The 24,291-nt window shown below is 27.1% G+C and carries 22 protein-coding genes; 20 read left to right on the top strand and 2 right to left on the bottom strand.

The genetic code is table 11. From position 1 onward, the window contains the following. Positions 1-9: 9 nt before the first annotated feature. The 20 genes from ISS06_02030 to ISS06_01935 are packed head-to-tail and all read left to right on the top strand — an operon-like array spanning position 10 to position 22,204. The gene (locus ISS06_02030) at positions 10-1,398 is read left to right on the top strand and encodes a polysaccharide deacetylase family protein (protein ID MBL7053959.1); all 1,389 of its coding nucleotides are present in this window, start codon (positions 10-12) and stop codon (positions 1,396-1,398) included. Next, the gene (locus ISS06_02025) at positions 1,376-2,656 is read left to right on the top strand and encodes a hypothetical protein (protein MBL7053958.1); all 1,281 of its coding nucleotides are present in this window, start codon (positions 1,376-1,378) and stop codon (positions 2,654-2,656) included. Before ISS06_02030 ends, ISS06_02025 begins: the two co-directional genes overlap by 23 nt. Further along, positions 2,649-3,767 (top strand): glycosyltransferase family 4 protein, encoded by a 1,119-nt coding sequence (locus ISS06_02020; protein ID MBL7053957.1) that lies wholly within the window; start codon positions 2,649-2,651, stop codon positions 3,765-3,767. The genes ISS06_02025 and ISS06_02020 overlap by 8 nt, the downstream gene beginning before the upstream one ends. 3 nt (positions 3,768-3,770) lie before the next feature. Further along, entirely contained in the window at positions 3,771-4,733 is a 963-nt protein-coding gene (locus ISS06_02015; GenBank protein ID MBL7053956.1) for an SDR family NAD(P)-dependent oxidoreductase, read from the top strand. Positions 4,734-4,739: 6 nt separating this feature from the next. Beyond that, on the top strand, positions 4,740-5,693 hold the full coding sequence (locus ISS06_02010; GenBank protein MBL7053955.1) for a glycosyltransferase family 2 protein: 954 nt from the start codon (positions 4,740-4,742) through the stop codon (positions 5,691-5,693). 5 nt (positions 5,694-5,698) lie between these two features. Next, positions 5,699-6,256: an acyltransferase gene (locus ISS06_02005; protein ID MBL7053954.1), complete on the top strand. Its 558-nt coding sequence runs from the start codon at positions 5,699-5,701 to the stop codon at positions 6,254-6,256. Between the two features lie 10 nt (positions 6,257-6,266). Continuing rightward, on the top strand, positions 6,267-7,553 hold the full coding sequence (locus ISS06_02000; GenBank protein MBL7053953.1) for an oligosaccharide flippase family protein: 1,287 nt from the start codon (positions 6,267-6,269) through the stop codon (positions 7,551-7,553). A gap of 4 nt (positions 7,554-7,557) precedes the next feature. Next, positions 7,558-9,558, top strand: coding sequence for a hypothetical protein (locus tag ISS06_01995; protein ID MBL7053952.1), 2,001 nt, complete (start codon positions 7,558-7,560; stop codon positions 9,556-9,558). Between the two features lies 1 nt (position 9,559). Beyond that, positions 9,560-10,582 (top strand): hypothetical protein, encoded by a 1,023-nt coding sequence (locus ISS06_01990; GenBank protein ID MBL7053951.1) that lies wholly within the window; start codon positions 9,560-9,562, stop codon positions 10,580-10,582. After that, positions 10,575-11,807, top strand: coding sequence for a hypothetical protein (locus tag ISS06_01985; protein ID MBL7053950.1), 1,233 nt, complete (start codon positions 10,575-10,577; stop codon positions 11,805-11,807). Before ISS06_01990 ends, ISS06_01985 begins: the two co-directional genes overlap by 8 nt. Before the next feature lie 2 nt (positions 11,808-11,809). Continuing rightward, entirely contained in the window at positions 11,810-12,814 is a 1,005-nt protein-coding gene (locus ISS06_01980; GenBank protein ID MBL7053949.1) for a glycosyltransferase family 2 protein, read from the top strand. A gap of 4 nt (positions 12,815-12,818) precedes the next feature. Continuing rightward, entirely contained in the window at positions 12,819-13,601 is a 783-nt protein-coding gene (locus tag ISS06_01975) for a class I SAM-dependent methyltransferase (protein MBL7053948.1), read from the top strand. A 9-nt stretch (positions 13,602-13,610) separates the two neighbouring features. Beyond that, a complete protein-coding gene (locus tag ISS06_01970; protein ID MBL7053947.1) occupies positions 13,611-14,882 on the top strand; it encodes a pyridoxal phosphate-dependent aminotransferase in 1,272 nt (423 codons plus the stop codon). A gap of 4 nt (positions 14,883-14,886) precedes the next feature. Continuing rightward, on the top strand, positions 14,887-15,666 hold the full coding sequence (locus ISS06_01965) for a class I SAM-dependent methyltransferase (protein MBL7053946.1): 780 nt from the start codon (positions 14,887-14,889) through the stop codon (positions 15,664-15,666). Then, the gene (locus ISS06_01960) at positions 15,663-16,256 is read left to right on the top strand and encodes a sugar transferase (GenBank protein ID MBL7053945.1); all 594 of its coding nucleotides are present in this window, start codon (positions 15,663-15,665) and stop codon (positions 16,254-16,256) included. Before ISS06_01965 ends, ISS06_01960 begins: the two co-directional genes overlap by 4 nt. A 1-nt stretch (position 16,257) precedes the next feature. After that, the gene (locus ISS06_01955) at positions 16,258-17,235 is read left to right on the top strand and encodes a thiamine pyrophosphate-dependent dehydrogenase E1 component subunit alpha (protein MBL7053944.1); all 978 of its coding nucleotides are present in this window, start codon (positions 16,258-16,260) and stop codon (positions 17,233-17,235) included. Beyond that, entirely contained in the window at positions 17,225-18,217 is a 993-nt protein-coding gene (locus ISS06_01950; GenBank protein MBL7053943.1) for an alpha-ketoacid dehydrogenase subunit beta, read from the top strand. Before ISS06_01955 ends, ISS06_01950 begins: the two co-directional genes overlap by 11 nt. 2 nt (positions 18,218-18,219) lie before the next feature. After that, positions 18,220-19,344, top strand: a complete 1,125-nt coding sequence (locus ISS06_01945; GenBank protein ID MBL7053942.1) for a DegT/DnrJ/EryC1/StrS family aminotransferase — start codon at positions 18,220-18,222, stop codon at positions 19,342-19,344. Further along, positions 19,328-21,175 carry a polysaccharide biosynthesis protein gene (locus ISS06_01940; GenBank protein MBL7053941.1) on the top strand — a complete coding sequence of 616 codons (1,848 nt, stop codon included), beginning with the start codon at positions 19,328-19,330 and terminating at the stop codon, positions 21,173-21,175. The genes ISS06_01945 and ISS06_01940 overlap by 17 nt, the downstream gene beginning before the upstream one ends. A 54-nt stretch (positions 21,176-21,229) precedes the next feature. Beyond that, entirely contained in the window at positions 21,230-22,204 is a 975-nt protein-coding gene (locus ISS06_01935) for a hypothetical protein (protein ID MBL7053940.1), read from the top strand. Positions 22,205-22,480: 276 nt separating this feature from the next. Here the strand turns inward: ISS06_01935 and recA are convergent, their stop codons facing one another. Together recA and ISS06_01925 are read right to left on the bottom strand one after the other, a co-directional pair. Beyond that, entirely contained in the window at positions 22,481-23,506 is a 1,026-nt protein-coding gene (gene recA, locus ISS06_01930) for a recombinase RecA (GenBank protein ID MBL7053939.1), read from the bottom strand. 9 nt (positions 23,507-23,515) lie between these two features. Next, positions 23,516-24,178 carry a helix-turn-helix domain-containing protein gene (locus ISS06_01925; GenBank protein ID MBL7053938.1) on the bottom strand — a complete coding sequence of 221 codons (663 nt, stop codon included), beginning with the start codon at positions 24,176-24,178 and terminating at the stop codon, positions 23,516-23,518. Positions 24,179-24,291: the final 113 nt, after the last annotated feature.

Genomic DNA, 24,291 nt, shown 5'->3' with positions numbered 1-24,291 from the left:
AATACTATAATGATAATTAAAATCCCAAACAATTTTTTGGCAGAAAGAAAATATATTATATCAACCTTATTTAATGAATTTTTAGGATTAAAATATCAAATTGAAACTTACAATCAAAACGATTATAAAATTATTTTAGGAAACAAAAAAGAATTAATCATTAAGGATTCGTTTTTTTCTAATTTTAAAAATCAAAATTACTTATCTACTCAAAATATAGCTCAATTACCTCTTCAAAAATCCAATAATAAATTTGCCTCAAAAAAAAATTTACCAATTATATATGGAGACAATGCATTAGAAATATCTGACAATAAAATTATTTGCAAAATAGATATATTTGCTTCTTGTTTTTTTATGCTTACTAGATGGGAAGAATATGTTATAAAAAAACGAGATAAATATAACAGATTTATACCAACAGAATCACTAGCCTATAAACAAAAATTTTTGCATAGACCAATAACAAATGAATATACAGAAATGCTCTGGAATATGTTAAAATTTTTAAAAATAAAACAAACAAGAAAGAAAAGAAAATTTACTATTTGTCTAACTCATGATGTTGATGAAATTGATAGATATAAATGGTATCCACCACTAATTGCCATTAAAAAAACAATTAAAAAATTGGCTTTTAAAAAATTAATAAAAATTTTGTTTGATTATATTAAAGTAAAAATAAAACTAAAAAACGATCCATACCATGATATTTTTCTAAATTATATAATCAATTTAGAAAAAAAATACAAATTTAAATCATCTTTTTATTTTATGACTGATAATAAAAGATATTTATTATCAAATCCTATTTTAAAAAAAATAATTGCAAAATTAAAAAAAGAAAAATTTGAAATAGGAATTCAGACAGGATTCAGGGCCTATAATAATCCAAAAATTATAAAGAAAGAAAAAATAGAATTTGAAAAAATTATCAACAAAAAAATTACTAGCGGCAGACAACATTATCTAAAATGGGCTGGACCAAAAAGTTGGGAAACATGGGAAAATGCAGACTTAAAATATGACACAACATTATGTTATGCAAATTTTAATGGATTCAGATGTGGAGTATGTTATCCATTTAAGCCTTTCAATATTTTGAAAAAAAAAGTTATAAATATTTGGGAAATTCCATTAATTGTTATGGATGGAACTCTAGACAATAAAAAATTATCTTATTCTGAGGCTTTTAAAGAAATAATTAAATTATTGAATCAGACTAAAAATTATAACGGTATTTTTGTTTTTCTTTGGCATAATTGTTATATGACTGAATTATTCACGCCTAAATGGAAAAGACTCTTTGAAAATTTTTATAAATTAATCTCAAAAGAAAAATATTTGGTTATTCCAATAAATAAAATAAATAAAGATGCTAAAAGCATTAGTAATTAAAAAAAACAAAATAAAAATATTTACTCTTATAATTATTTATAGAGTTATTTTAGATCTATCCTATTATTTGATTATTTCTCCTTTTTGGGCTTACTCTAAGTTTGTATTTCAACCTAATTCTTTTAAATTAATTGAATCATATTTATTACTTTTCATTGTTTTTGTTCTCATTCCTAAAAAAACAAAAAAACCATCTCATATAATTTTATGGATGCTATTTTTAATATCTTATATTCCAATGCTTACTCTTTTCTGCCTAATGGATGAATCAAGAATCTTTATGTATGCCTCCACTTTTTTCTGGATAATAATTTCTTTGATAATACAAGCTATCCCTCTTAAATTAAATATTAAAAAAATAAAACAATCTAAAGCTATTATATGGACAATATTTATCATTATTTCAACTTTATCTTTTATTTTTATTTATAAATACTTAGGATTCCAAATAAATTTTAATATCAGAAATGTATATGAAATACGCTCTAGCTATGCTAATCTACATGTCTTACTTGCTAATTATACATTAAATTGGTTTGCAAAAATTATAGGACCTTTATTTTTTACAATATTTTTAATTAAAAAAAAATGGGGATTACTTATATTAACCACATTGCTTCAAATATTGTTATTTTCTGGAACAGGAAATAAATTATATTTATTCATATTACCATTTATATTAGTATTAATTTGGGCTTTAAATAAAAAAAACTTTTATTCAAGAATAACAATTAGCTTGATCGGATTAATATTGTTAAGTGTACTAATTTATTACACAACAAATGACCTCTTACCCCCTTCTTTTGCTATACGACGAAGTTTACTAGTGCCAGCACAATTATCATTTTTTTACTATGATTTTTTTTCAGAAAATCCATATACATATCTTTCTCAGCATCACTTTTTTCAAAATTTCATAAATTATCCATATGAATTATCTCCCTCGAAACTTATAGCAAAAAACTACTTAAGCAACCCAGCAGGTAATCCCAATAATGGAATTATTAGCGATGGATACATAAATTTTGGATTTTTAGGCATGCTGTTATGGGCTATAATATTATCATTTATCCTAAAATTAATAGACAATATTTCTTATAAAAAAAATATTAAAGTAGTAATGGCAGTTCTGGCAACATTTATATTATCCATCCGAGGAACAGCTTTGCTTACTGCCTTTATCACGCACGGCCTTTTACTCGCTTTATTATTATTATATTTATTACCAAAAGAAAACTTAAATAGAAAATATGAATAAAATTTGCATTCTTACGTCTGTTCATCCTTTGCTTGATACAAGAATTTTTTATAAACAAACTAAAACATTAGTTAATTCAGGTTACAATGTTACTTTAATCGCCCAGCATAATAAAAATGAAACAATAGATAAAATAAAAATAATTGCTATTCCAAAATCTAGAAACAGAATTAAAAGATTTTTAAAACTAGATTATTTAACCTATAGAAAAGCCTTAAAACAAAAAGCAGATATATATCATTTTCATGATCCAGAATTATTGCCATGGATGCTAAAACTAAAAAAGAAAACAGAAGCAAAAATAATTTACGATGTTCATGAAGATGTTACTAAACAAATTTTATCTAAACATTGGATTCCTAAAATATTTAGAAAAATAATTTCTAATTTATTTAATTTATTTGAAAAATGGGTATCTAAAAAATTAGATTATATTATCACTGCTACACCAAATATTAAAAGTAATTTTAAACAAAATAATGTAATTGATATTAAAAATTATCCTATTCTTTCTTTATTTCCAAAAGAAGAAAAGAAAAAAGAAGCAAACTCAAAAAAATATATTGAATTGATTTATGTTGGTGGTTTGTCAAAAGAAAGAGGAATTAAAAAAATTATTAAATCTTTAAAGTATATTAATTCTAAATATAATGTAAAATTAACATTAATTGGTAAATTTTCTGAAAAAAAGTTTGAAGAAGAGATTAAGAGTATGGCAGAATGGAATAGTATCAACTTCTTAGGGTTCTTACCTCAAAAAAAAGCATATCAACACATGAATAATGCTAATATAGGTCTTATCTGTTTTCTCCCTGAACCAAATCACATTAATGCAATCCCAAATAAAATTTTTGAATATATGATAAATAAATTGCCAATAATTGCATCTGATTTTCCCTTATGGAAAGAAATTATAGAAAAAAATGATTGTGGGTTTTGTGTTGATCCAAAAAAACCTAAAAAAATTGCTGAGACAATTGAACATTTCATAAAACATCCAGAACAAGCAAAACAAATGAGAGAAAATGGACAAAAAGCTATTTTAAAAAGATATAATTGGGAGAAAGAAAGCAAAAAATTATTAAAAGTATATAAAAAATTATTAAAATAAACTATGAAAAAAATAAAATTTCTTTATAAAAAAGCAATTGTGACTGGCGGAGCAGGATTTATTGGTAGTCATATAATTGAAGAACTTCTAAATCTAGGAGTACAAGTTATTAGTATTGATGATTACAGCGCTGGTAAAAAAGAAAACTTGAATAAATTTAAAGACAATAAATTATTTAAAGCTGTAAAATGTGATGTAACTGATTATAATAATTTAAAAAAATATTTTAAAAATATTGACATCGTCTTTCATGAAGCGGCTTCTAAAAAAACGATTTGTCTAAAAGACCCTAGAAGAGATCTTGAAGTTAATGGAAAAGGGACTTTTAATATATTAGAATTGTCCAGAGATTTTGGAGTAAAAAAAGTTGTACATGCCTCAACTGGTTCAGTTTATGGAGAAGCGCAATATTTTCCTCAAGATGAAAAGCACCCATTAAATCCAACCTCATATTATGGGGTGAGCAAATTAGCAGGAGAAAGATATGCCAAAGCATTTGAGCATCTTTATAATATGGATATTACGATTCTTCGTTATTTCCATGTTTATGGGCCTAGACAAGAATCTAGTGATGTTGGTGGAGTTGTATCTATTTTCGGACGAAAAGCACTAAACAATCAACCCCCTATTATTTTTGGAGATGGAACACAGCAAAGATCATTTACCTATGTTAAAGATATCGCTGCTATTAACCTTTTAGTTGCTCAGAAAAAAGAAACCAAAGGAGAAGTTTATAACTGTGCCTCTGGCATCAAAGTAACAATTAAAGAATTAGCTGATAAAATATTAAACCAACTAAATAAATCTGATCTAAAAATTAAATATACTGAATGGACTCCCGGAGACATAAAAATATTTGACATTGATAACTCTAAATTAAAAAAATTAGGATTCAATTTTAATACTAACTTTGAGAAAGGATTAAAAACAACTATTAATTGGCTTAAAAAATATTTAAACAAATAAAAAGATATGTTGAAAAATAAATCTATTGGAGTAGTTGTACCAGCATACAACGAGGAAAAATTAATTGAAAAAACTCTAGCAACTATCCCTAACTTTGTAGACAAAATTATTGTCGTCAATGATTTTAGCAAAGACAAAACAAAAAATATTATTGAAGGATATAAGAATCAAGATAAAAGAATTATCTTAATTAATCATAAAAAAAATCAAGGACTTGGACAGTCTTTGATAGATGGCTACTTAAAAAGCATTGAATTAAAAATAGATATTATCGCTATTATGGCAGGCGATGCTCAAATGGACCCAGATGATTTACATAAAATCATTGAACCAATTATTAAAAAAAATATCGGCTATGTTAAAGGAAATCGTCTATTAACTCATAATATTAGTAAAATCATGCCAATGCATCGATTAATTGGCAATTCTTTTTTAACATTGCTTACTAAATTCGCAACCGGATACTGGAGTTTAATCGACCCACAATGTGGATATACTGCTATTTCGCTTCAAGCCCTCGAATCAATAAATATTAAAAAAATGACAAAAGGATATGGATATAATGCAGACATTCTAAATATGTTAAATCTTGCAAACATTAAAGTGCAAGATGTTGAAGTTAAGCCAATTTACGGAGAAGAAAAAAGCAAAATAAAATTAATAACTTATATTCCCAAGGTTAGTTATCTTCTTCTAATACTATATTTAAGAAGAATGACTCATAAATATCTTGTAAGAGAATTTCATCCATTAATATTTTTTTACCTGTTTAGCTTTATTAACATCTTCCTTATTTCCATGCCATTAATGATCAGGTTTTTTTACTTATTTTTCAAATTAAACGAAGCTCCAAAAACTACATTAATTATTCTTTGTTTTTCCATAATGATGGGTTTTTTTTCCTTCTTTTTTGGAATGTGGCTAGACATGGAAGACAACAAAAAATTAACAAAAAAATAATAAAAATGAATTCAAAAAAAACAAAATATCTTCCAAGAAATAAAATGCATAATTTTAAAAATTATTTCATTCATGCAATTTATTTTGCTTTGTATGGAATGGTTAAATATATTCCATTCCCTTTATGTAATTATCTTCGTTATCTTGTTTTAAAATTATTCATGGGAAGAAATTTAAAAACATCTTATATCGGAGAAATGGTTAATATTTATTTCCCCTGGAATGTAAAAATTGGAGAAAAGTGTTCTTTAAATGAAGGGGTAATCATTGATGGAACAGGGGAAGTAAAGATTGGCAAAGGAGTAAGAATCGCAGCTAGAACAATGATTAATACTGCTGACCATAAAACAGATTCTGATAAATTAATCGCTGAACAAGGATTTATTATAGGAAAAGTAATTATTGAAGACGATGTTTGGATTGGAGGACATGTCATTATAAACAAAGGAGTAAAAATTGGAAAAGGATCAATAATTGGAGCAGGGGCTGTTGTTACTAAGAATATTCCTCCATATTCAATCGCTGTTGGTGTACCATGCAAGGTAATTAAAAAAAGAGAATAAAAAGTATTTTATGTTAAAAAAAATTTTAAATAAAATACCAACTTCTCAAAAATTTAATATTGATGTTAGTTGGAATATTTTAAGCTTCGTAATAATGGGAATAATTGGAATTTTATTAAACATTATTATTGCTAAATTCTACAATACTTCGGTCCTTGGAGTTTTTAATCAAGTATATGCTTTTTTTATTTTTTTCTCTCAACTTTCTGTAGCAGGAATCCATCTATCTGTCTTGAAAAATGTTTCTCAATTCCATACTGATTACAATAAAAAAAATATTATATTTTCGTCTTCCTTGTATTTAACTATTATTATTTCTTTTTTAATTTCAATATCTGTCTTTTGGCTAAAAGACTTTATTGGCATTCTGCTAAATAGCCCATCTGTTAGTATTGGTATTTATTATGGATTACCTGGGCTATTCTTCCTAGCAATAAACAAAATATATTTATCATTTTATAATGCTTGTCGCAAAATGAAATTTTATGCAAGCATAAATATAATAAGATTTTGTTTATTATTACTATCTCTTATTCTTTTCATCTATTTAAAAATTGATGTAAATAAATTGCCTGTTATATTTTCTTTAGCTGAAGGAATTACTTTTGTTATACTTTTTATTTATAGTATTAAATTTATAAAATATTCTTTTTCTAAAAAAATAATACAATGGATTATTAAACACATTAAATTTGGCGTCAAAGGATTGCTAGGACATGCTTTACTAGACTTAAACACAAGAACTGATATTATTATGTTGGGCTTTTTTGTATCAGACAGTACTGTTGGCATCTATAGCTTAGCTGCAATATTGGCTGAAGGATTTGACCAGCTAACAGCTGCTTTTAAAATAAATATTAATCCTCTTTTAGCTAGATACAAATTTAAAAAAACAAAACAAGCATTAAAATCTTTAATATCTAGTGGAAGAAATCTTACATATAAAATTATGTTTCCTATAGGGGTGTTATCTATTTTTCTCTTTCCTCTAATGCTTTCCTTATTAAAAATAAAAACCGAATTTTCAAAAGCATGGCCAATATTCTCTATTTTAATTTTGTTTCAAATTATCTGTGTTGGCTATGCCCCTTTCAGAATGCTTCTTACACAAACAGGATTTCCTGGGTATCAAACATTTTTTGTATCTTTATTTTTTATAAGTAATATTATCTTAAATTTAATACTTATCCCTGTTTTTGGAATGTATGGAGCCGCAATAGCTACTGGAACGTCATTTATCTTAGGCATTCTTTATTTAAAAATTTTTACTTGGAAAAAATTAAAAATAAAAATTTAAAATTATGTGTGGAATATTTGGTGTTATAACAAAAGAAAAAACTAATTTTAAACAAAAAAAACTAATAAAAAGTCTTTTTATTTTATCTGAATCAAGAGGGAAGGAAGCATCTGGAATTGCTTTGATTGATGATAAAAAAATAAATGTATGCAAAACTCCTAACAGGGCACGTTATTTTATAAAAAGCAAATCATTTAATAAATGTTTTGCTAAAATAAACAAAAATTTTATTGGATGTATTGGACACTCGCGACTAGTAACCGATGGGTACGAACATGAAAATAAAAATAATCAGCCCGTAATTAAAAACAAACTAGCTGTTATCCATAATGGCATAATTGTAAATACTAAAGACCTCTGGAGAGACTACTCAAAAGAAATAAAACAAAGCCAATTAGACACTGAAATAATTCCTGTAATTATTTCTTCTGAACTAAATAATAATAAAAATTTATCAGAAACAATAAAGATATTATTCAATAAAATTTATGGGATGACTTCTGTCGCAATTTTATTTAATAATTTAAATAATTTACTCCTGGCTACAAATAACGGTTCTTTATATTATCTTTTAGATGAATCAAACAATATATTTGCTTTTGCGTCAGAATTTTATATATTAAAAAAATTCATTAAAAAAAATAAATTAAATAATTACTTTTCTGAAAAAAATATCACTCAATTAAAAGCAGGAGAATATCTTTTGCTAGATTTAAAAAAAATAAAACACGAAAAAACAAACATTAAAGCCTGTCAAAATTTTACAAATATTAAGACATTATCTGTCCCTAGAAAAATAAAAGATATTGCTGTAATTTCAAAAAAGAAAGACAAATACATTAACACCAGTTTTGAGTATAATGCTCAAAATATTTCAAATCAATTTTATAAAACATACCAACAAAGAAAAAAAGAAATTTCTAAAATAAAATATTGCAAACAATGTATACTCCCTGAAACCTTTCCTTATATTTATTTTGATAAAAATGGCGTTTGTAATTATTGCAATAAATATTTTAAAATAAACTATCAAGGAAAACAGAATTTAAAAAATATTCTTAAAAAATATCAAAAACCAAACAGCCGACATGATTGTCTAGTTCCCTTTAGTGGAGGGAGAGATAGTAGCTATATGCTTCATTTTCTAAAAAAAGAATTAAAAATGAACCCATTAGCTTATTCTTATGACTGGGGAATGATAACTGATTTGGGCAGAAGGAATCAATCAAGAATTTGTGGAAAACTGGGAATAGAGCATATTTTAATTTCTGCTGATATTAGAAAAAAAAGGGAAAATATTAAAAAAAATATATTAGCTTGGATAAAAAGGCCAAACCTTGGAACAATCCCTTTATTTATGGCTGGGGATAAAAAATATTTCTACTATGCCAATCTTCTTATGAAACAAAATAATTTAAAAATTTCTATTCTTGGAGAAAACTTATTAGAAACAACTAATTTTAAATCTGGTTTATGTAAAATTAAGCCAAATTTTGACAAAAAAAATACATACGCTCTTACCTCTAAAAATAAATTAAAAATGCTTTATTTTTATGGGAAAGAATACATATTAAATCCGGCATATCTTAATTCTTCGCTATTCGATACCATAGACGCCTTTAAGTCCTACTATCTAATTAAACATCAAAATATTAATATTTATAATTTTATAAAGTGGGAAGAGAGAAAAATAAATAAAACACTTATTGAAGAATATGACTGGGAAACAGATCCACATACAAAAAATACCTGGCGAATTGGTGATGGCACAGTAGCATTTTATAATTATATTTATTATATAGTAGCTGGGTTTACTGAAAATAATACATTTAGAAGTAATCAAATTAGAGAAGGAGTAATTACTAGGGAAAAAGCATTAATGTTGGCTGAAGACGAAAATAGGCCAAGATATGAATCAATTAAATGGTATTGTAATACTATAAAAATTGATTTTGAAAAAACATTAAAAATAATAAATTCAATTCCAAAACTTTATAACAAATAAAATGAAAATTATAAGCAAAATTACAAATAATAATAAACAAATATACATGGTATTACTTTTGTTTGTTATATTATACATTACTCACTTAATAAAATATTTTTGGACCCTACCAACTCCATCAGACCCATTGCAATATCTAGGATCTGCTGCCTGGGGGACAACATATGGATATTGGCCTTGGCTAGACAGAATAAGCCTGGCAGTAAATCTTAAATTATTCACGATTTTCTTTTCAAAAATATATATTGCAGGGATGGTATATATAGGATTCATTAATTCTCTAATTTTATCCATATCAATGCTTTGGGCTTTTAAAAAATCAGGGATATGGGCATCATTATTAATTGGCTTATTTATAAATTCTTCTTATTTAATGCTTGGCTGGGGAACATATTTATATCCAGACCAAACAGTCGCTCTTTATTGCTTAATCTCATTTTTCTTTTATTTTTCAAACATAAAAGAAAAAAAATATTTTAACTCAATCTTAATTTCAGGAATATTTGCTTCATTGGCAACACTAACAAAAGCAACTGGAATAATGGCTCCCCTATTTTTTCTTGGACATATTATTTATAAAAAAGATTGGAAAAAATTAAAACAATTTATAACTGGCATGATCTTAGGAACCATTATTATCGTTTTACTATTTATTTCATTATATAATTGGCAATCTTTTGTAAATGTATATAATCAATTCTTTTTTGGGAACAATGGTCTTATTTCTAATATTAATGCAATAAATAACCCTCATTATGGTACTAATGCTGGATATTTTTATAAAACTCTATTGTCAATCAAATATTTCCCTCTAATTGCATTGTTTATTGTTGTTAAAGCATATAAAAAAGAAAAAACTAGAAATTTATTTCTTTTTGCTTGGGGAAATATAATCATTATAAGCATATTAAAGGCAAATGGACCAGCTATTCCTAGCTATATTTATACAGCCTACGTATTTACTTGTCTAGGATTAGCGATATATTTATCTGATTTAATTAAAAATACAACCAAAAATGAATAAAAAAAATATCAGCAAGCATTTACTAACTATTGTTTTAATCTTAACATTAATTTTAATAGTGCTTGGGATTAAAATTGGGATTAAATATAGTCCTGTAAAAACATTTAATTATAGTTACAATTACTTGCAACCGCTTGATATTTATGGGTCAACCTTATTAAATTATCCAACAATAATTAATAAATTATATTCATTTGGTCCAATAATTTTATTTGGCGCTTTAATTTATCTTTTAATATCAAAAACAACCAAATCATTAATTTTATTTATTTTTATTTCTTCTTTTCTACTTTCATTTTTTAATGGAGGCCTTGCCTTTAAAAAAGCTGATTTTGATAGAGAAGAATCCAATTTCTTTTATCAAAATGCTCCTATTTTAAATATGGTTCCAGATAAAAAATTTAGCATCTATATTGAAGAATGGAACAAACATAATAATTCAGATCGCATTTTATGGATATATAGAATATTTTTTGATGAAAAATATAAAAGAATATTTGACGCTAAATACAAGTCACAATATCTAAATGAAAACTTAATTAAAAAAAATATATCATTTATAAAAAAAGAAACTAATCTTTTAGACAAAATTAATGGAAATCAAGTTTTAACAGACAATGAAAAAATTATCTATAGATATTTTCCTTCTGCTCAAAAAATAAAAAGTATAAAACACAATGGAAAAACATTATTCATACTAGATATATCACAAAATAAAAAAAATCTAATAAAAATTGATGAATATAAAAATGATTTTTCTATATGGAGTGGACCTGATAAAATAACAATGGAAGAATTAACCAAAACATCTCCTCCATTAATTTTGTCAGGAAATAGAGGAAATTTTTCCTTTCAAAGAACAAAAGAAAAAAATGATAATATTGTAAAAATACAATTAATAAAACCACATACTTCTGAACAATCTGTTATTCAATTTGGAATTAATGGCGGAAACATTCAAAGCCCAGAGAATATTATTGCGACATTCAATGTTTTTGCCAGAATATCATCAGACAAAACCTCTGCTTCAATTTTTATTCAAGACAAAACAGACGAATGGGAAAGAAATTCAACCATAATAAATTCTCTTGAATGGAAGAAATATTCTATTAAGAAAAAATTTAGGCCTGGCATTTCTAATATTAGTATTGGAATTAACTATCAACCTAAAAACAAAAAAAACTGGCTTGAAATAAAAAATATAAATATCATTTTTGAAAAATAAATATGAATAAAGATAAATTACCATTTGTTTCAATAATAATTCCTTGCAGAAATGAAGAAAAATTTATTAAAAAATGCCTAGATTCTATTCTTTGGCAAAACTATCTTAAAAATAAAATAGAAGTTTTAGTGATTGATGGAATGAGTAATGACAAAACAAGGTCGATCATAAAAGAATATTCTAAAAAATATCATTCTATTCAATTATTAATTAACAAAAAAATAACCAAACCATTTGCGCTAAATATTGGCATAGAAAAAGCAAAAGGAGAAATTACAATGATAATGGATGCTCATGCTGGATATAAAAAAAATTATGTTTCTAAATGCGTTGAAACTTTAATTGAATATAATGCTGACAATATCGGTGGAATATTAAAAACAATCCCACGAGAAAATACTATTTCAGCTAAAGCCATTGTTACTTGTCTTTCTGGTTTTTTTGGCGTAGGTGGTTCACATTTTAGAAAAGGATTAAGTAAAATTAAAGAAGTTGACACTGTATTTGGTGGATGTTATCAAAAGGATGTATTTAAAAAAATTGGACTATTTAACGAAAATCTTGTGAGAAGTCAGGATATGGAATTAAATATAAGATTAAAAAAAGCTGGTGGAAAAATTATTCTAAATCCAGATATAATATCATGCTACTATCCAAAATCAACTTTAAAAGAATTTTTTATTCATAATATTCAAGATGGCATTTGGTCTATTTATCCATTAAAATTCGTTAAATTACCTTTTAAAGCAAGACATTATATCCCTTTAATTTTTGTTTTGTATTTAACATTTACTGGATTATTAGGAATTTTTTATTCTTTTAGCTGGTTTTTATTCTCGTTTATAATTATATTGTATTTATTATTAAATCTATTTTTTTCTATTAATATTGCCTATAAAGAAAAAAATATAAAATATTTGATTTTAATGCCTATTACTTTTGCTTGTCGTCATTTTGGTTATGCCATGGGGGCATTAATTGGATTAATTAAATTATCTTTAAAATAAAAATATGGAAAAAAGAAAACATGAAGAAAAAACATTTCATAACAAAGTCAGAGATAAAAAATTAGAAAAGAATGCATCTCAACATAAACACTTAACTTCAAATAAAAAAATATATTCAATCACTAGAAAAAGTAGAAATTTTGTTAATAATTGGTTAATTAAAAACTGTTCTAATAAAAAAACACTAGATTATTGTTGTGGAGATGGGGATATGGCTATTTTTTTAGCAAAAAATAATGCTTATTCATTTGGCATAGATATCTCTGATGTCTCTATTCAAAATTGTAAAAAATCAGCAGCCAATAATAATATCAAAAAGAAGCCAATTTTTTTAATTATGGATGCTGAAAAGCTTGAATTCCCAGATAATTATTTTGATATTATTACATGCATTGGAATGTTACATCATCTTGACATAAACAAAGCATATATAGAATTAAAAAGGGTTATTAAACCAAATGGGAAAATCATATGTAATGAACCGCTTGTATATAATCCAATTTTTCATTTATATAGAAAATTAACACCCCATTTAAGAACAAAATGGGAAATGAACCATATTTTGAACAAAAAAGCTATAATGGATGCAAAAAAATATTTCAACAAAATTGATGATATTAAATTCTTTCACCTTTTTACTGTATTAGCTGTACCTTTTCGAAATTTAAAAATATTTAATTTTGTTTTAACATTTTTTGAAAAAATTGATTCAATAATACTTAGAATTCCAATTATAAAATGGCTGGCCTGGCAAACTGTTTTTATCCTTTCTAATCCAAAAAAATAAAAAAATAATATGAAAAAGAAACAATCTCGCTCAGCAATTGCAATAGCTGGAAAAAAATTTAGGACTAAAAATATTTCAAAAAGAGTACAAAAAATAGTTATTTCCCCTATTAAAGAAATGTCTATTTTGGCAGACCAAATAGAAGAAAAAATTGGGCAAAATAAAATTATCTCTTTTGGACAAGGTATCCCCCATTTAGATACTCCTGATTATATAAAACAAGGAATTAAAAAATCTTTAGATAAAAAAACAACTGCTTTTTATACTCTTGAGCCAGGCATCACTGAATTAAGGGAACTGGTGGCTAATTTTTTAAAAAAAGAAAAAAAAATAACCAATATCAAGGCAAAAAAAGAGATAATGATTTCTACTGGAGCACAAGAAGGATTAGCTTGCGCATTAGCCACAATTATAGATCCTGGCGATGAAGTATTGGTTATCTCCCCTGCTTTTGCATCTCATATTGAACAAATAATACAGTTTAATGGCATCCCTAAATTTGTTTTTTTAGACGAAAAGAAAAATTGGGCATTAAACATAAAAAAATGTGAAAAAAAAATAAGCAAAAAAACAAAAGCAATTATTCTCAGTCATCCATCTAATCCTACAGGAAAAGTTTTTTCAAAAAAAGAAATAATAGAATTATCTAAATTTGTTAAAAAACACAACTTAATATTAATTACTGACGAAACTTATGATTTCCTTATTTATGACAATATCAAACATATATCACCTGCTTCTATTCCTAATATAAGAAATCAAATTATTCTTTGCGGTAGTTTTTCTAAAAAATACAGAGTAACTGGATACAGAATTGGGTATACTTTTGCTGATGAAGGGATTATTGACCACATGCTTAAAGTACATGATGCTCTGACTATTTGTGCGCCAGCTATTTCTCAAAAAGCAATAATAACTGCCCTTAAAAACAAGGACCAATCAGCCAAAACAATTAAAGAATTAACCAAAAAAATGTCTTTTAATAGAAATTTAATGTGCTCTGAGTTAGACAATCTCTCGGATATTTTTGAATACCAACCACCAATGGGGGCTTACTATATTTTGGTCAAGATAAAAATACCTAAAGTTGATTCATTTAAGTTAAGTTTAAAAATCTTAAAGCAAGCCCATATTATTACTATCCCTGGAGCAGCCTTTGGGCCAAGTGGTGAAGGACATTTAAGATTTTCTTTTGCCGGAGAAGCAAAAGATATAAAAAAAGGATTTCAAAGATTAAAAAAATGGGCTATTCAATGGAAAAAAGAAGCATATAAGTTATAAAAAAATGAAACAAAGAAAAAAAGAGGAAATTTCTCACTATGAAAAATTATCTGAAAGATGGATCAAGAAAAAAAATAAAAATAACTGGGACAAAGATATTGAAAATTATAATATTAACATGCTTTTAAGTTATAATTTTTGTAAAAACTGGTTGAAACAAAATATCACTTCTAATATGAAAATCTTAGATTATGGTTGTGGGCATGGCATGCATTCTATTTTGCTGGCAAAATTAGGAGCAAAAGTTTATGGTATTGATTTATCAAACAAATCATTACAAATCGCAAAAAAAAGAGCCGAACAAGAAAAAATAAACCACAAAATAAAATTTATTAAAGGAGATTGCGAAAAGACTGAATTTCCTGATAATTATTTTGATATTATATGGGATGGAGGGACATTTTCTTCTCTTAATATAAAAAAAGCATTCCCTGAATTAAATAGAATCTTAAAATCAAATGGAAAATTAATTGGCATAGAAACCTTTGGACATAACCCCTTAATAAATATAAAGCGATGGCTAAATAAAAAAAGAGGAATTAGAACCAAGTGGGCAGTGGAGCATATTATTAAAGACAAAGATTTAAAATTTGCTAAAAAATATTTTAATATAGAAAAAATATCTTATTTTCATTTATTAGCAATGTTTTTGTTCCCATTTAGAAATTTTTTAATAGGGAAAAAAATATTCAAATTTTTAGATAAAATAGATTATATATTATTAAAAAATAACTGGATTAAAAAATATGCTTTTAAGATTGTCTTTATTTTTTCAAAAAAATGATTAAACGAATTTTTGATATTTGTTTTTCCTTAATAGGGATAATTATTCTATCCCCTGTTTTTATTATCATTACAATGCTAATAAAAATAACATCTAATGGCCCTGTTATTTATAAAGGAATTCGTATTGGTAAAAATAAAAAACCATTTAATGTTTATAAGTTTCGTACAATGGTTTTAAATGCTAATAAAATAGGAGGGCCTTCGACTCCTAATAATGACATACGATTAACTAAAACAGGAAAATTTTTAAGAAAATACAAAATTGATGAACTTCCTCAGTTATTTAATGTAATTAAGGGAGAAATGAGCTTGGTTGGCCCTAGACCAGAAGTGCCTGAATATGCTAAACTATATAAAGAGGACGAACAAATTATCTTTAATATAAGACCAGGAATAACTGACTTGGCATCATTATGGAATTCTAATGAAGGAGAAATCTTAAAAAATAGCCATGACCCTGAAAAAACTTATTTAGAAGAAATAAGACCAAAAAAAGTTAAACTACAAATAAAATATGTCAAACAAATGTCATTTTTAAATGATTTAAAAATAATTTTCAAAACAATTAAAAAAATTATCAAAAATTAATATGGAAAACAAAAAATTTTTATTAAAATTATATAAAAAAATGGTAGAAATAAGGTTGTTTGAAGAAAGTCTAGTTGATCCAATTCTAAGAGGCGAAATTAAAACTCCCTGCCATTTATATACAGGACAAGAAGCAGTTGCTGTTGGCGTTTGTGCTGCTTTAACAGACAATGATTATATTCTTGGAAATCATCGGTCTCATGGACATTATCTGGCCAAAGGAGGAAGCATTGATAAATTAATGCTTGAAATTTTTGGAAAAAAAGATGGCTGTGCAAAAGGAAGAGGAGGGTCAATGCATATAATTGACAACCAGCACGGATTATTAGGAACAGTTCCGTTGGTAGCTGCTACAATTTCGCTTGCTTTGGGTGCAGCTTTATCATCAAAAATAAACAAAGACAAAAAAGTAACAATTAGTTTTTTTGGCGACGGAGCAGTTGATGAAGGAGTCTTACATGAATCATTAAACTTTGCTTCTTTAAAAAAATTGCCAATTATTTTTGTTTGTGAAAATAACCTATATTCAACTCACATGCCAATAAAAGATTGTCTGGCTAATACTAAAATCTATGAATTTGCCAAGTCATATAACATGCCTTCCAAACAAGTACAAGGGAATGATGTCTTAAAAGTTTATAACACAACTAAAACCATGGTAAAGTATGCCAAAAATAACCAAGGGCCTTCTTTTATTGAGTGCTTAACATATCGAATGAGAGGACATGTTGGCCCTGATGACAATATCCAAGGAGAACACACTGATATTAGACCAAATAAAGAAGTTATTAAATGGGCTAAAAAAGATCCAATTAAAAATTTTGAGAAAATATTAATGAAAAAAAATATTTTAAACAAACAAACAATTAACAATATATATAAAAAATTAAATTCAAAAATTATTAAAGCATATAAATTAACACTTAAAAGTGATTTTCCAAAACAAGGAGAATTATTAAAACATGTATATGAAAAATAAAAAAAACCAAAGATTATTAACTTATAGTTTGGCAATTAATGAAGCAATCCATCAGGCAATGGGTCAAGACAAATCTGTCTTTTTAATTGGACAAGGAGTTAAAAGCCCCTGGTATGTTGGAAATACTTGTAATGGGTTATTAGAAAAATACGGAGAAGAACGAGTAATTGATACACCTGTTTCTGAAAATGCTATTACTGGAGCTGGCATTGGAGCAAGTATTGCTGGCATGAGACCAATTGTAGTTCATCCAAGAATGGATTTTATGATTTATGGATTAGACCCAATAATAAACCAAGCGGCTAATTGGGACTATATTTTTGGTGGACAATCAACCGCATCAGTTGTAATTTGGCCTATTATTAATCGTGGAGGTGAACAAGGAGCCCAACATTCTCAAGCACTCCAATCTTTATTTGCTCATATTCCTGGACTACAAGTTGTAATGCCAGCTACTCCATATGATGCTAAAGGATTAATGATATCAGCCATTAAATCAAATAATCCTGTAGTATATATTGATGATAGATGGCTTTATGGACTGAAAGAAAATGTTCCAAAAAAAATATACTCTGTTCCAATTGGAAAAGGGGTAATAAGAAAAAAAGGCAAAGATATCACAATTGTTGGAATATCGTATATGGCCAATGAAGCCATAAAAGCAGGCGAAGAATTAAAAAAATATAAAATTGATGCTGAAATAATTGATATCAGAACTGTTAAACCAATAGACCTCCCAATTATTATTAATTCTATTAAAAAAACAGGGAAATTAATTATTGCTGAGGCAGCCTGGCTTACTGGCGGAGTTGCTGGAGAGATTTCTGCTTTGGTTGCTGATAAAGGATTCAAGTATCTAAAAAAACCAATCAAAAGAGTCTGCTTGCCTGATTCTCCTGCCCCAACCAGTGCCCCTCTTGAAAAGAAATATTACACAACCTACAAAGATATTATTAAAAAAGTAAAACAATTATTAAAATAATTATGTATAAAGTACGATTTGTTAATCCTGAAAAACAATACAAAGACCATCGCAAAAAATTTCTTAAGAAAATTGATGATATTTTCTCAAGAGGAGATTTAATTATGAGACAAGATTTAGTCAAATTTGAAAAAAACTTTGCTAAATATATTGGTGTTAAGCATGCTATTGGTGTTAATTCTGGAACAGATGCACTAACCCTTTCCCTGGAAGCAGTTGGACTAAAAAAGCAAGACAAAGTAATTACTGTTGGACATACTTTTATGGCTAGTATTTCTTGTATTTATCATCAAAATGCTGAAGCAAAACTTATTGATGTTGGCGAAGATTTCAATATGAATACTGATTTAATAGTCAAGAACATAACAAAACAAACAAAAGCTATTCTGCCTGTCCATTTAAATGGAAGGATGTGTGATATGGAAAAAATAATGAAAATTGCTAAGCAATATAATTTAATAGTTGTCGAAGATGCTGCCCAAGCAATTGGAGCTAAAATGAAAATTAAAAATAAATGGAAAAAAGCTGGCACATTCGGAATAACAGGCTGCTTTTCAATGTATCCATTTAAAATGCTCGGGGCATTTGGTGATGCTGGTATGGTTACAACCAATGACGATAAAATCGCTAGGAAAATACGTCTATTACGCTATAATGGCGAAGATAGACAAAACAGAAAGTTTTACTTTCATGGCTATACTGCCTTATTAGACAATGTTCAAGCAGGATTACTGGATATTAAATTAAAATATCTGCCAACATGGATAAAAAAACGACAACAAATTGCCAAACTATATAATGATGGATTAAAAGATATTTCAGAAATAAATACTCCTAATTTTGAAGATTCAAAATTTTTTGATGTCTGGCAAAATTATGTTATTCAATCAACTAATAGAGACAAATTAAAAAAATATCTGGACAAAGAAGCCAAAATAGAAACATTGATTTCCTGGCCAGCCCCTACTTACAAAGAGCCTATTTTAATGCCAAACAAGATATATTTATCAAAAACAGAAGAAATATGTAAACAAGTATTGTCTTTGCCAATGTATCCAGAATTAACTATTTCTCAAGTGAAATATGTTATTAAATCAATTCAAAAATTTTATGACAATAAAAGATAAAATTTGGGAAAGAACAACTTTAAAAAGAACTATTTTTTTTGTTGTAACTGATATTATTCTAATTTCTTTAGCTTGTTATTTAGGATTTTTATTACGATTTGATGGAAAAATTCCTATTGAATATTATACCATGATTAAAGGGTTTGTGGCCATGAGCTTGCCTATAATTCTTTTTTTATTTTCGCTGGAAAAACTTTATTCTATTTCATGGTCATTTATAAGCATTAGAGAATTATTAAAATTATTCAGAGCAGTAATGATTGGCTTTTTAACAATTGGAGCCATTTTATTTATTTTTAGAGACAAAACAATCTTTACCGGCTTTCCCCGTTCAATTATCTTTGTGTCTGGGTTTTTATGTCTGCTAACTACTGGCGGATTTAGGTTTGCTAAAAGAGTTTATGCTCATTTATTTAAAAATGGGGTGACAAATAATAAAAAAAATGGGAAGCGTGTTCTTATTGTCGGAGCTGGAGAAGCTGGCGAACAATTAGCCCGTCATATTACTGTTTCTGGTAATACCCCCTATCTGCCAGTTGGATTTGTTGACGACAACCACATGAAACAAAATATATTAATTCATGGCATAAAAGTTTTGGGAAGAATTAAAAATATACCTGTTATTATTAAAAAACATCAAATAAAAGAGATAATAATTGCTTTGCCATCTGCTTCTAAAAAAATAATTAAAAATACTGTTAATCTTAGCCGCGAAGCAGGCATTCAAAAAATTAAAATCTTGCCTAGCACGGCTGAAATTTTAGATGAAAAGATTAGCTTAAAAGATTTGAGAGAAATCTCTATTGAAGACCTGTTAGGACGTCAACCAGTAAAAATTGATACTCAAGCAATCCAATCTTATATCAACAACAAAACTATTTTAATAACAGGAGCAGCTGGTTCGATTGGCTCTCAGTTATGTGAAGAAATTATTAAATTTGCTCCTAAAAAAATAATAGCTTTAGACCAAAGAGAAACAGCTATATTTTATTTAGAAAAAAAATTAAACAGATTATTCCCTGATGCCAGTAAAATATTTATTATTGCTGATATTTGTGATAAAAATAAAATTAACAATGTATTTAAAAAACATCAACCAGAGATAGTATTTCATGCAGCTGCCTACAAACATGTACCAATGATGGAATCAAACCCGGACGAAGCTATTAAAAATAATATTTTTGGTACTTTAACTGTTGGTCAAGCTTCTATTAAAAATAAAATTGAAAAATTTGTAATGGTTTCTACTGACAAAGCAATTAATCCAACCTCTGTAATGGGAGCTAGTAAAAGAATATGTGAAATGATATGTGTCTGTTTAAATAGCAAAAACCAAACAAAATTTTCTGCTGTTCGCTTTGGAAATGTTCTTGACTCTCAAGGGAATGTTGTTAAAATATTTGAAAATCAAATCAAAACAGGTGGGCCAGTTGAAGTAACTCATCCTGAGATGAAAAGATATTTTATGGTTACTGCTGAAGCTTGTCTATTAATAATGCAGTCAGGCGCAATTGGACAAGGTGGTGAAGTTTTTGTACTAGACATGGGACAAGCCATTAAAATTGTTGATTTGGCCAAAGAAATGATTAAATTAGCTGGCTATGAACCGGATATTGATATCCCTGTTATTTATAGCGGGATTAGACAGGGGGAAAAACTTTTTGAAGAAATCCTGATTGACAAAGAAAAGCCAACCAAGCATGAAAAAATATTTATTTCTCATCTTGAAAAAGTTAATGAAACTAAAATAAAAGAACTAATACAAGAATTAAAGCAATCATTAGCAGACATGGATGTTAAAAAAATGAAAGAATTGCTTGATATTAAATAAAAAACAGCATATTGACAAACAGAGAAATAATAAATATAATAAGAATATATGAATATGGAAAATCAAGATCAAGACAATCAATATCATGAAGATGAAATTGACTTAAGAGATTATGTTAATGTCATTATAAAAAGAAAAAAAGAGATTATAAGCATATTTTTAATTGCTATTATTATCTCTATTGTAATTAGTTTTATGCTCTCGCCTATTTATCAAGCCAGCAATTTAGTTAAAATTGGCAAAAACAAAAATTATCTTTCTAAAGAAAAAGGATTTTCTTATGCCACCTTGCAAGAGTTTGAAGACATTAAATCCGTCTTTAATACAGACACTGTCTTGAAACAAATAAGAACCAAATTACAAGCATCAACTGATTTTTCAGAACAATCAACAACCAATGACATTAAATCAATGATTGAAATAGCCAACCCTAATCAAGGCAAACAAGAATCACAATTCATTCAAATAATTGGGAAAAGCAATACGCCTACTAAAGCTGTTAGTATTGTTAAGGTTGTGACTGATATTTTGTTAACCTATCATGAAAACATGTTTGCTCAAGCAGCTAAAACACTTGATACTGAATTACGTGTAATTGAGTTAGATAAAGCTAAAATAGATAAAGACAAAGTTAAAACAACAGCCGACTTAGAGAGATTAGATCAAGATATCAAAAAATATGAAGAAGAAATTAACAAAAGAAATAATGCTTATTCTGATGGACAAGGTAGAATTGCTCAAAGCTATATTAATCTTTTAGCCGGAGCTAAAAACCAAAAAGAAAACAAAGAAGCTCAATTATTAACCCTAGAACAAAAACTTATCAGCTTGGAGCAAGATATTCAGCAAAAACAACATGAAAAGAATTATGAAGTCAAGCCTACTGAAGTAGAAGTAGAGGCAAGTTTACCCGAAACACCAATCAGCCCGAAAAAACAGCAAAATGTGATGATTGGAGGCATACTAGGATTGTTTGCAGGAATATTTTATGCCTTTGGATCTGAATATTTTAAAAAAGAAGAAGAATAAATCAAATTCCAAGAAATAAGATACAAACAAATTCCTTTGCAAACTCTATAAACAAGATAAGCAGAGCAAACAATAACCAATAACCAAACAAAAAAATATTTGTTTGGTTTTTATATTTTGATTATTGCTTGATTATTGCCATGCCCGCCGAAATTCTGCGAAACAGAACACAAGAGAGCATCTTATGTCTTGATTATTATTTGGTTATTGTATTTTGTATCTTAATCGCTTTGTTTTTATTTTTTAATGCTTTTATGTTTTTATTTTTTTGCTTCTCTACTCTGTTGCTTGCTTGCTTATTTCTGTTAAAATTTCTTTTTTAAGCTTATTAGCTGTTTTAGGATTATCTCTTAAAAAATTCTTTGCTTTTTCCCACCCAACGCCAAGTTTGGCTTTGTCATAACTTAATGTATTCCCTGTTTTAATAACCAACCCATGGGTAGCTCCAAGATTAATTAAATCGCCTGCATAAGATATGCCTTCGTTATAAATAATTTCAAAATCACAAGTTTTAAACGGCGGGGCTACTTTGTTCTTAACAATTTTAGCCCTAACTCTATTTCCTATTACTTCATCTTTTCTTTTAATTTGAGCTAATTTCTTAACATGTATTCTAACTGAAGAATAAAACTTTAAGGCCATACCCCCGGTGGTTGTTTCTGGATTACCAAAAAATACTCCTATTCTCATTCTAATTTGATTAATAAAAATTACACACGTTTTTGTTCTACCAATAATACTAGTTAATTTTCTTAACCCCTGACTCATTAATCTTGCTTGTAAGCCAATATGATGGTCTCCCATTTCTCCTTCTATTTCTCTTCTAGGGGTTAAAGCTGCCACGGAATCAACTACAATAATATCTACCCCGTTTGAGCGAACAAGCGTTTCAACTATTTCTAAAGCTTGCTCTCCACTATCTGGTTGTGAAATAAACATATCATTAATTTTAACTCCTATTCTCTCTGCATATTGAGGATCTAAGGCATGTTCTGCATCAATAAAAGCAGCTATTCCTCCTTTTTTCTGTGCCTGCGAAATAATATGAAGTGCTAAAGTTGATTTGCCGCTCATCTCTTGTCCAAAAATTTCTGTCACTCTTCCTCTGGGAATACCACCTACTCCTAATGCTAAATCAAGTGAAAGACAACCAGTTGAAATAACTTCGGTTGCTTGATGCTTTGCCTCCCTTAATCTCATTATTGTTCCTTCACCATATTTTGACCTTATTTGTTCAATGGCATTTTCAGTTGCTTTTTCTCTTTTATTTTGCTCATTTTTTTTAGTATTTTTTTTTGTCATATAATAAAATTATTCTTTTAAAATTATTTTTCTATTAATAACTGTTTTTTTAGCATGTTGTTTGGTTGCAGAAATTTCAATATTATTTAATCCAGGCGAAAGCTCTATTTCTTGTTTAAAAAATCCATTGCTATTAAGCACTATTGATTCATTGTTCACAAAAAGATTTGAAGATATTGGAGATACTCTTCCTTTGATAATAAGGGTTGATTCTTGTGTTATTAAATTATCTACTGGATTAAAAATTTTAATTTCTGGAGATGTTAGCACTCCTTGCTTTATATTAATGCCTAAATAAAGCAAAACTAAAAGCATAAAAACAGTCACAAAAGCTGATTTAATACCAAAAGATTGTTTTGATAATTTTAATTTGTTTGTTTTAGATAATGTCTCTCTATTTTTATTAAAACCAACCTTAAAATCTCTGTTAAGATTGGTTATCATGTCTTTGGAATCAATTTTTAAGAACTCTGAATATTTTTTAAGAGCTCCCCTGGCATAAGATGGACTTGAAAATTTATAAAAATTATTATTTTCTAAAAACTTCAAATAATTTAAGGAAATATTTGTCTTTGATTCTACTTGTTTCAAAGATAAATTAAAAGATTTACGAACTTGTTTAAGAACATCTCCAATTGTATTATTTTTAATTTTATGACGAATAAAAGACACTTTATTGATTATTTATTATTGATTAACGATTAGTGATTATTGATTATTGATTAGTGATTATTGATTATTTATTATTTATTAGTGATTATTGATTAGTGATTATTTATTATTTA

Source organism: Patescibacteria group bacterium (genome assembly GCA_016784145.1).
Taxonomy (GTDB): Bacteria; Patescibacteriota; Patescibacteriia; order UBA2591; family UBA6264; genus BS150m-G65.
This window is presented reverse-complemented; position numbering and strand designations above follow the sequence as displayed.

Bases quoted from the DNA above. Each gene is read 5' to 3' on its own strand.
- ISS06_02030 (MBL7053959.1), top strand. From the start codon at position 10: ATGATAATTAAAATCCCAAACAATTTTTTGGCAGAAAGAAAATATATT.
- ISS06_02025 (MBL7053958.1), top strand. From the start codon at position 1,376: ATGCTAAAAGCATTAGTAATTAAAAAAAACAAAATAAAAATATTTACT.
- ISS06_02020 (MBL7053957.1), top strand. From the start codon at position 2,649: ATGAATAAAATTTGCATTCTTACGTCTGTTCATCCTTTGCTTGATACA.
- ISS06_02015 (MBL7053956.1), top strand. From the start codon at position 3,771: ATGAAAAAAATAAAATTTCTTTATAAAAAAGCAATTGTGACTGGCGGA.
- ISS06_02010 (MBL7053955.1), top strand. From the start codon at position 4,740: ATGTTGAAAAATAAATCTATTGGAGTAGTTGTACCAGCATACAACGAG.
- ISS06_02005 (MBL7053954.1), top strand. From the start codon at position 5,699: ATGAATTCAAAAAAAACAAAATATCTTCCAAGAAATAAAATGCATAAT.
- ISS06_02000 (MBL7053953.1), top strand. From the start codon at position 6,267: ATGTTAAAAAAAATTTTAAATAAAATACCAACTTCTCAAAAATTTAAT.
- ISS06_01995 (MBL7053952.1), top strand. From the start codon at position 7,558: ATGTGTGGAATATTTGGTGTTATAACAAAAGAAAAAACTAATTTTAAA.
- ISS06_01990 (MBL7053951.1), top strand. From the start codon at position 9,560: ATGAAAATTATAAGCAAAATTACAAATAATAATAAACAAATATACATG.
- ISS06_01985 (MBL7053950.1), top strand. From the start codon at position 10,575: ATGAATAAAAAAAATATCAGCAAGCATTTACTAACTATTGTTTTAATC.
- ISS06_01980 (MBL7053949.1), top strand. From the start codon at position 11,810: ATGAATAAAGATAAATTACCATTTGTTTCAATAATAATTCCTTGCAGA.
- ISS06_01975 (MBL7053948.1), top strand. From the start codon at position 12,819: ATGGAAAAAAGAAAACATGAAGAAAAAACATTTCATAACAAAGTCAGA.
- ISS06_01970 (MBL7053947.1), top strand. From the start codon at position 13,611: ATGAAAAAGAAACAATCTCGCTCAGCAATTGCAATAGCTGGAAAAAAA.
- ISS06_01965 (MBL7053946.1), top strand. From the start codon at position 14,887: ATGAAACAAAGAAAAAAAGAGGAAATTTCTCACTATGAAAAATTATCT.
- ISS06_01960 (MBL7053945.1), top strand. From the start codon at position 15,663: ATGATTAAACGAATTTTTGATATTTGTTTTTCCTTAATAGGGATAATT.
- ISS06_01955 (MBL7053944.1), top strand. From the start codon at position 16,258: ATGGAAAACAAAAAATTTTTATTAAAATTATATAAAAAAATGGTAGAA.
- ISS06_01950 (MBL7053943.1), top strand. From the start codon at position 17,225: ATGAAAAATAAAAAAAACCAAAGATTATTAACTTATAGTTTGGCAATT.
- ISS06_01945 (MBL7053942.1), top strand. From the start codon at position 18,220: ATGTATAAAGTACGATTTGTTAATCCTGAAAAACAATACAAAGACCAT.
- ISS06_01940 (MBL7053941.1), top strand. From the start codon at position 19,328: ATGACAATAAAAGATAAAATTTGGGAAAGAACAACTTTAAAAAGAACT.
- ISS06_01935 (MBL7053940.1), top strand. From the start codon at position 21,230: ATGGAAAATCAAGATCAAGACAATCAATATCATGAAGATGAAATTGAC.
- recA (MBL7053939.1), bottom strand. From the start codon at position 23,506: ATGACAAAAAAAAATACTAAAAAAAATGAGCAAAATAAAAGAGAAAAA.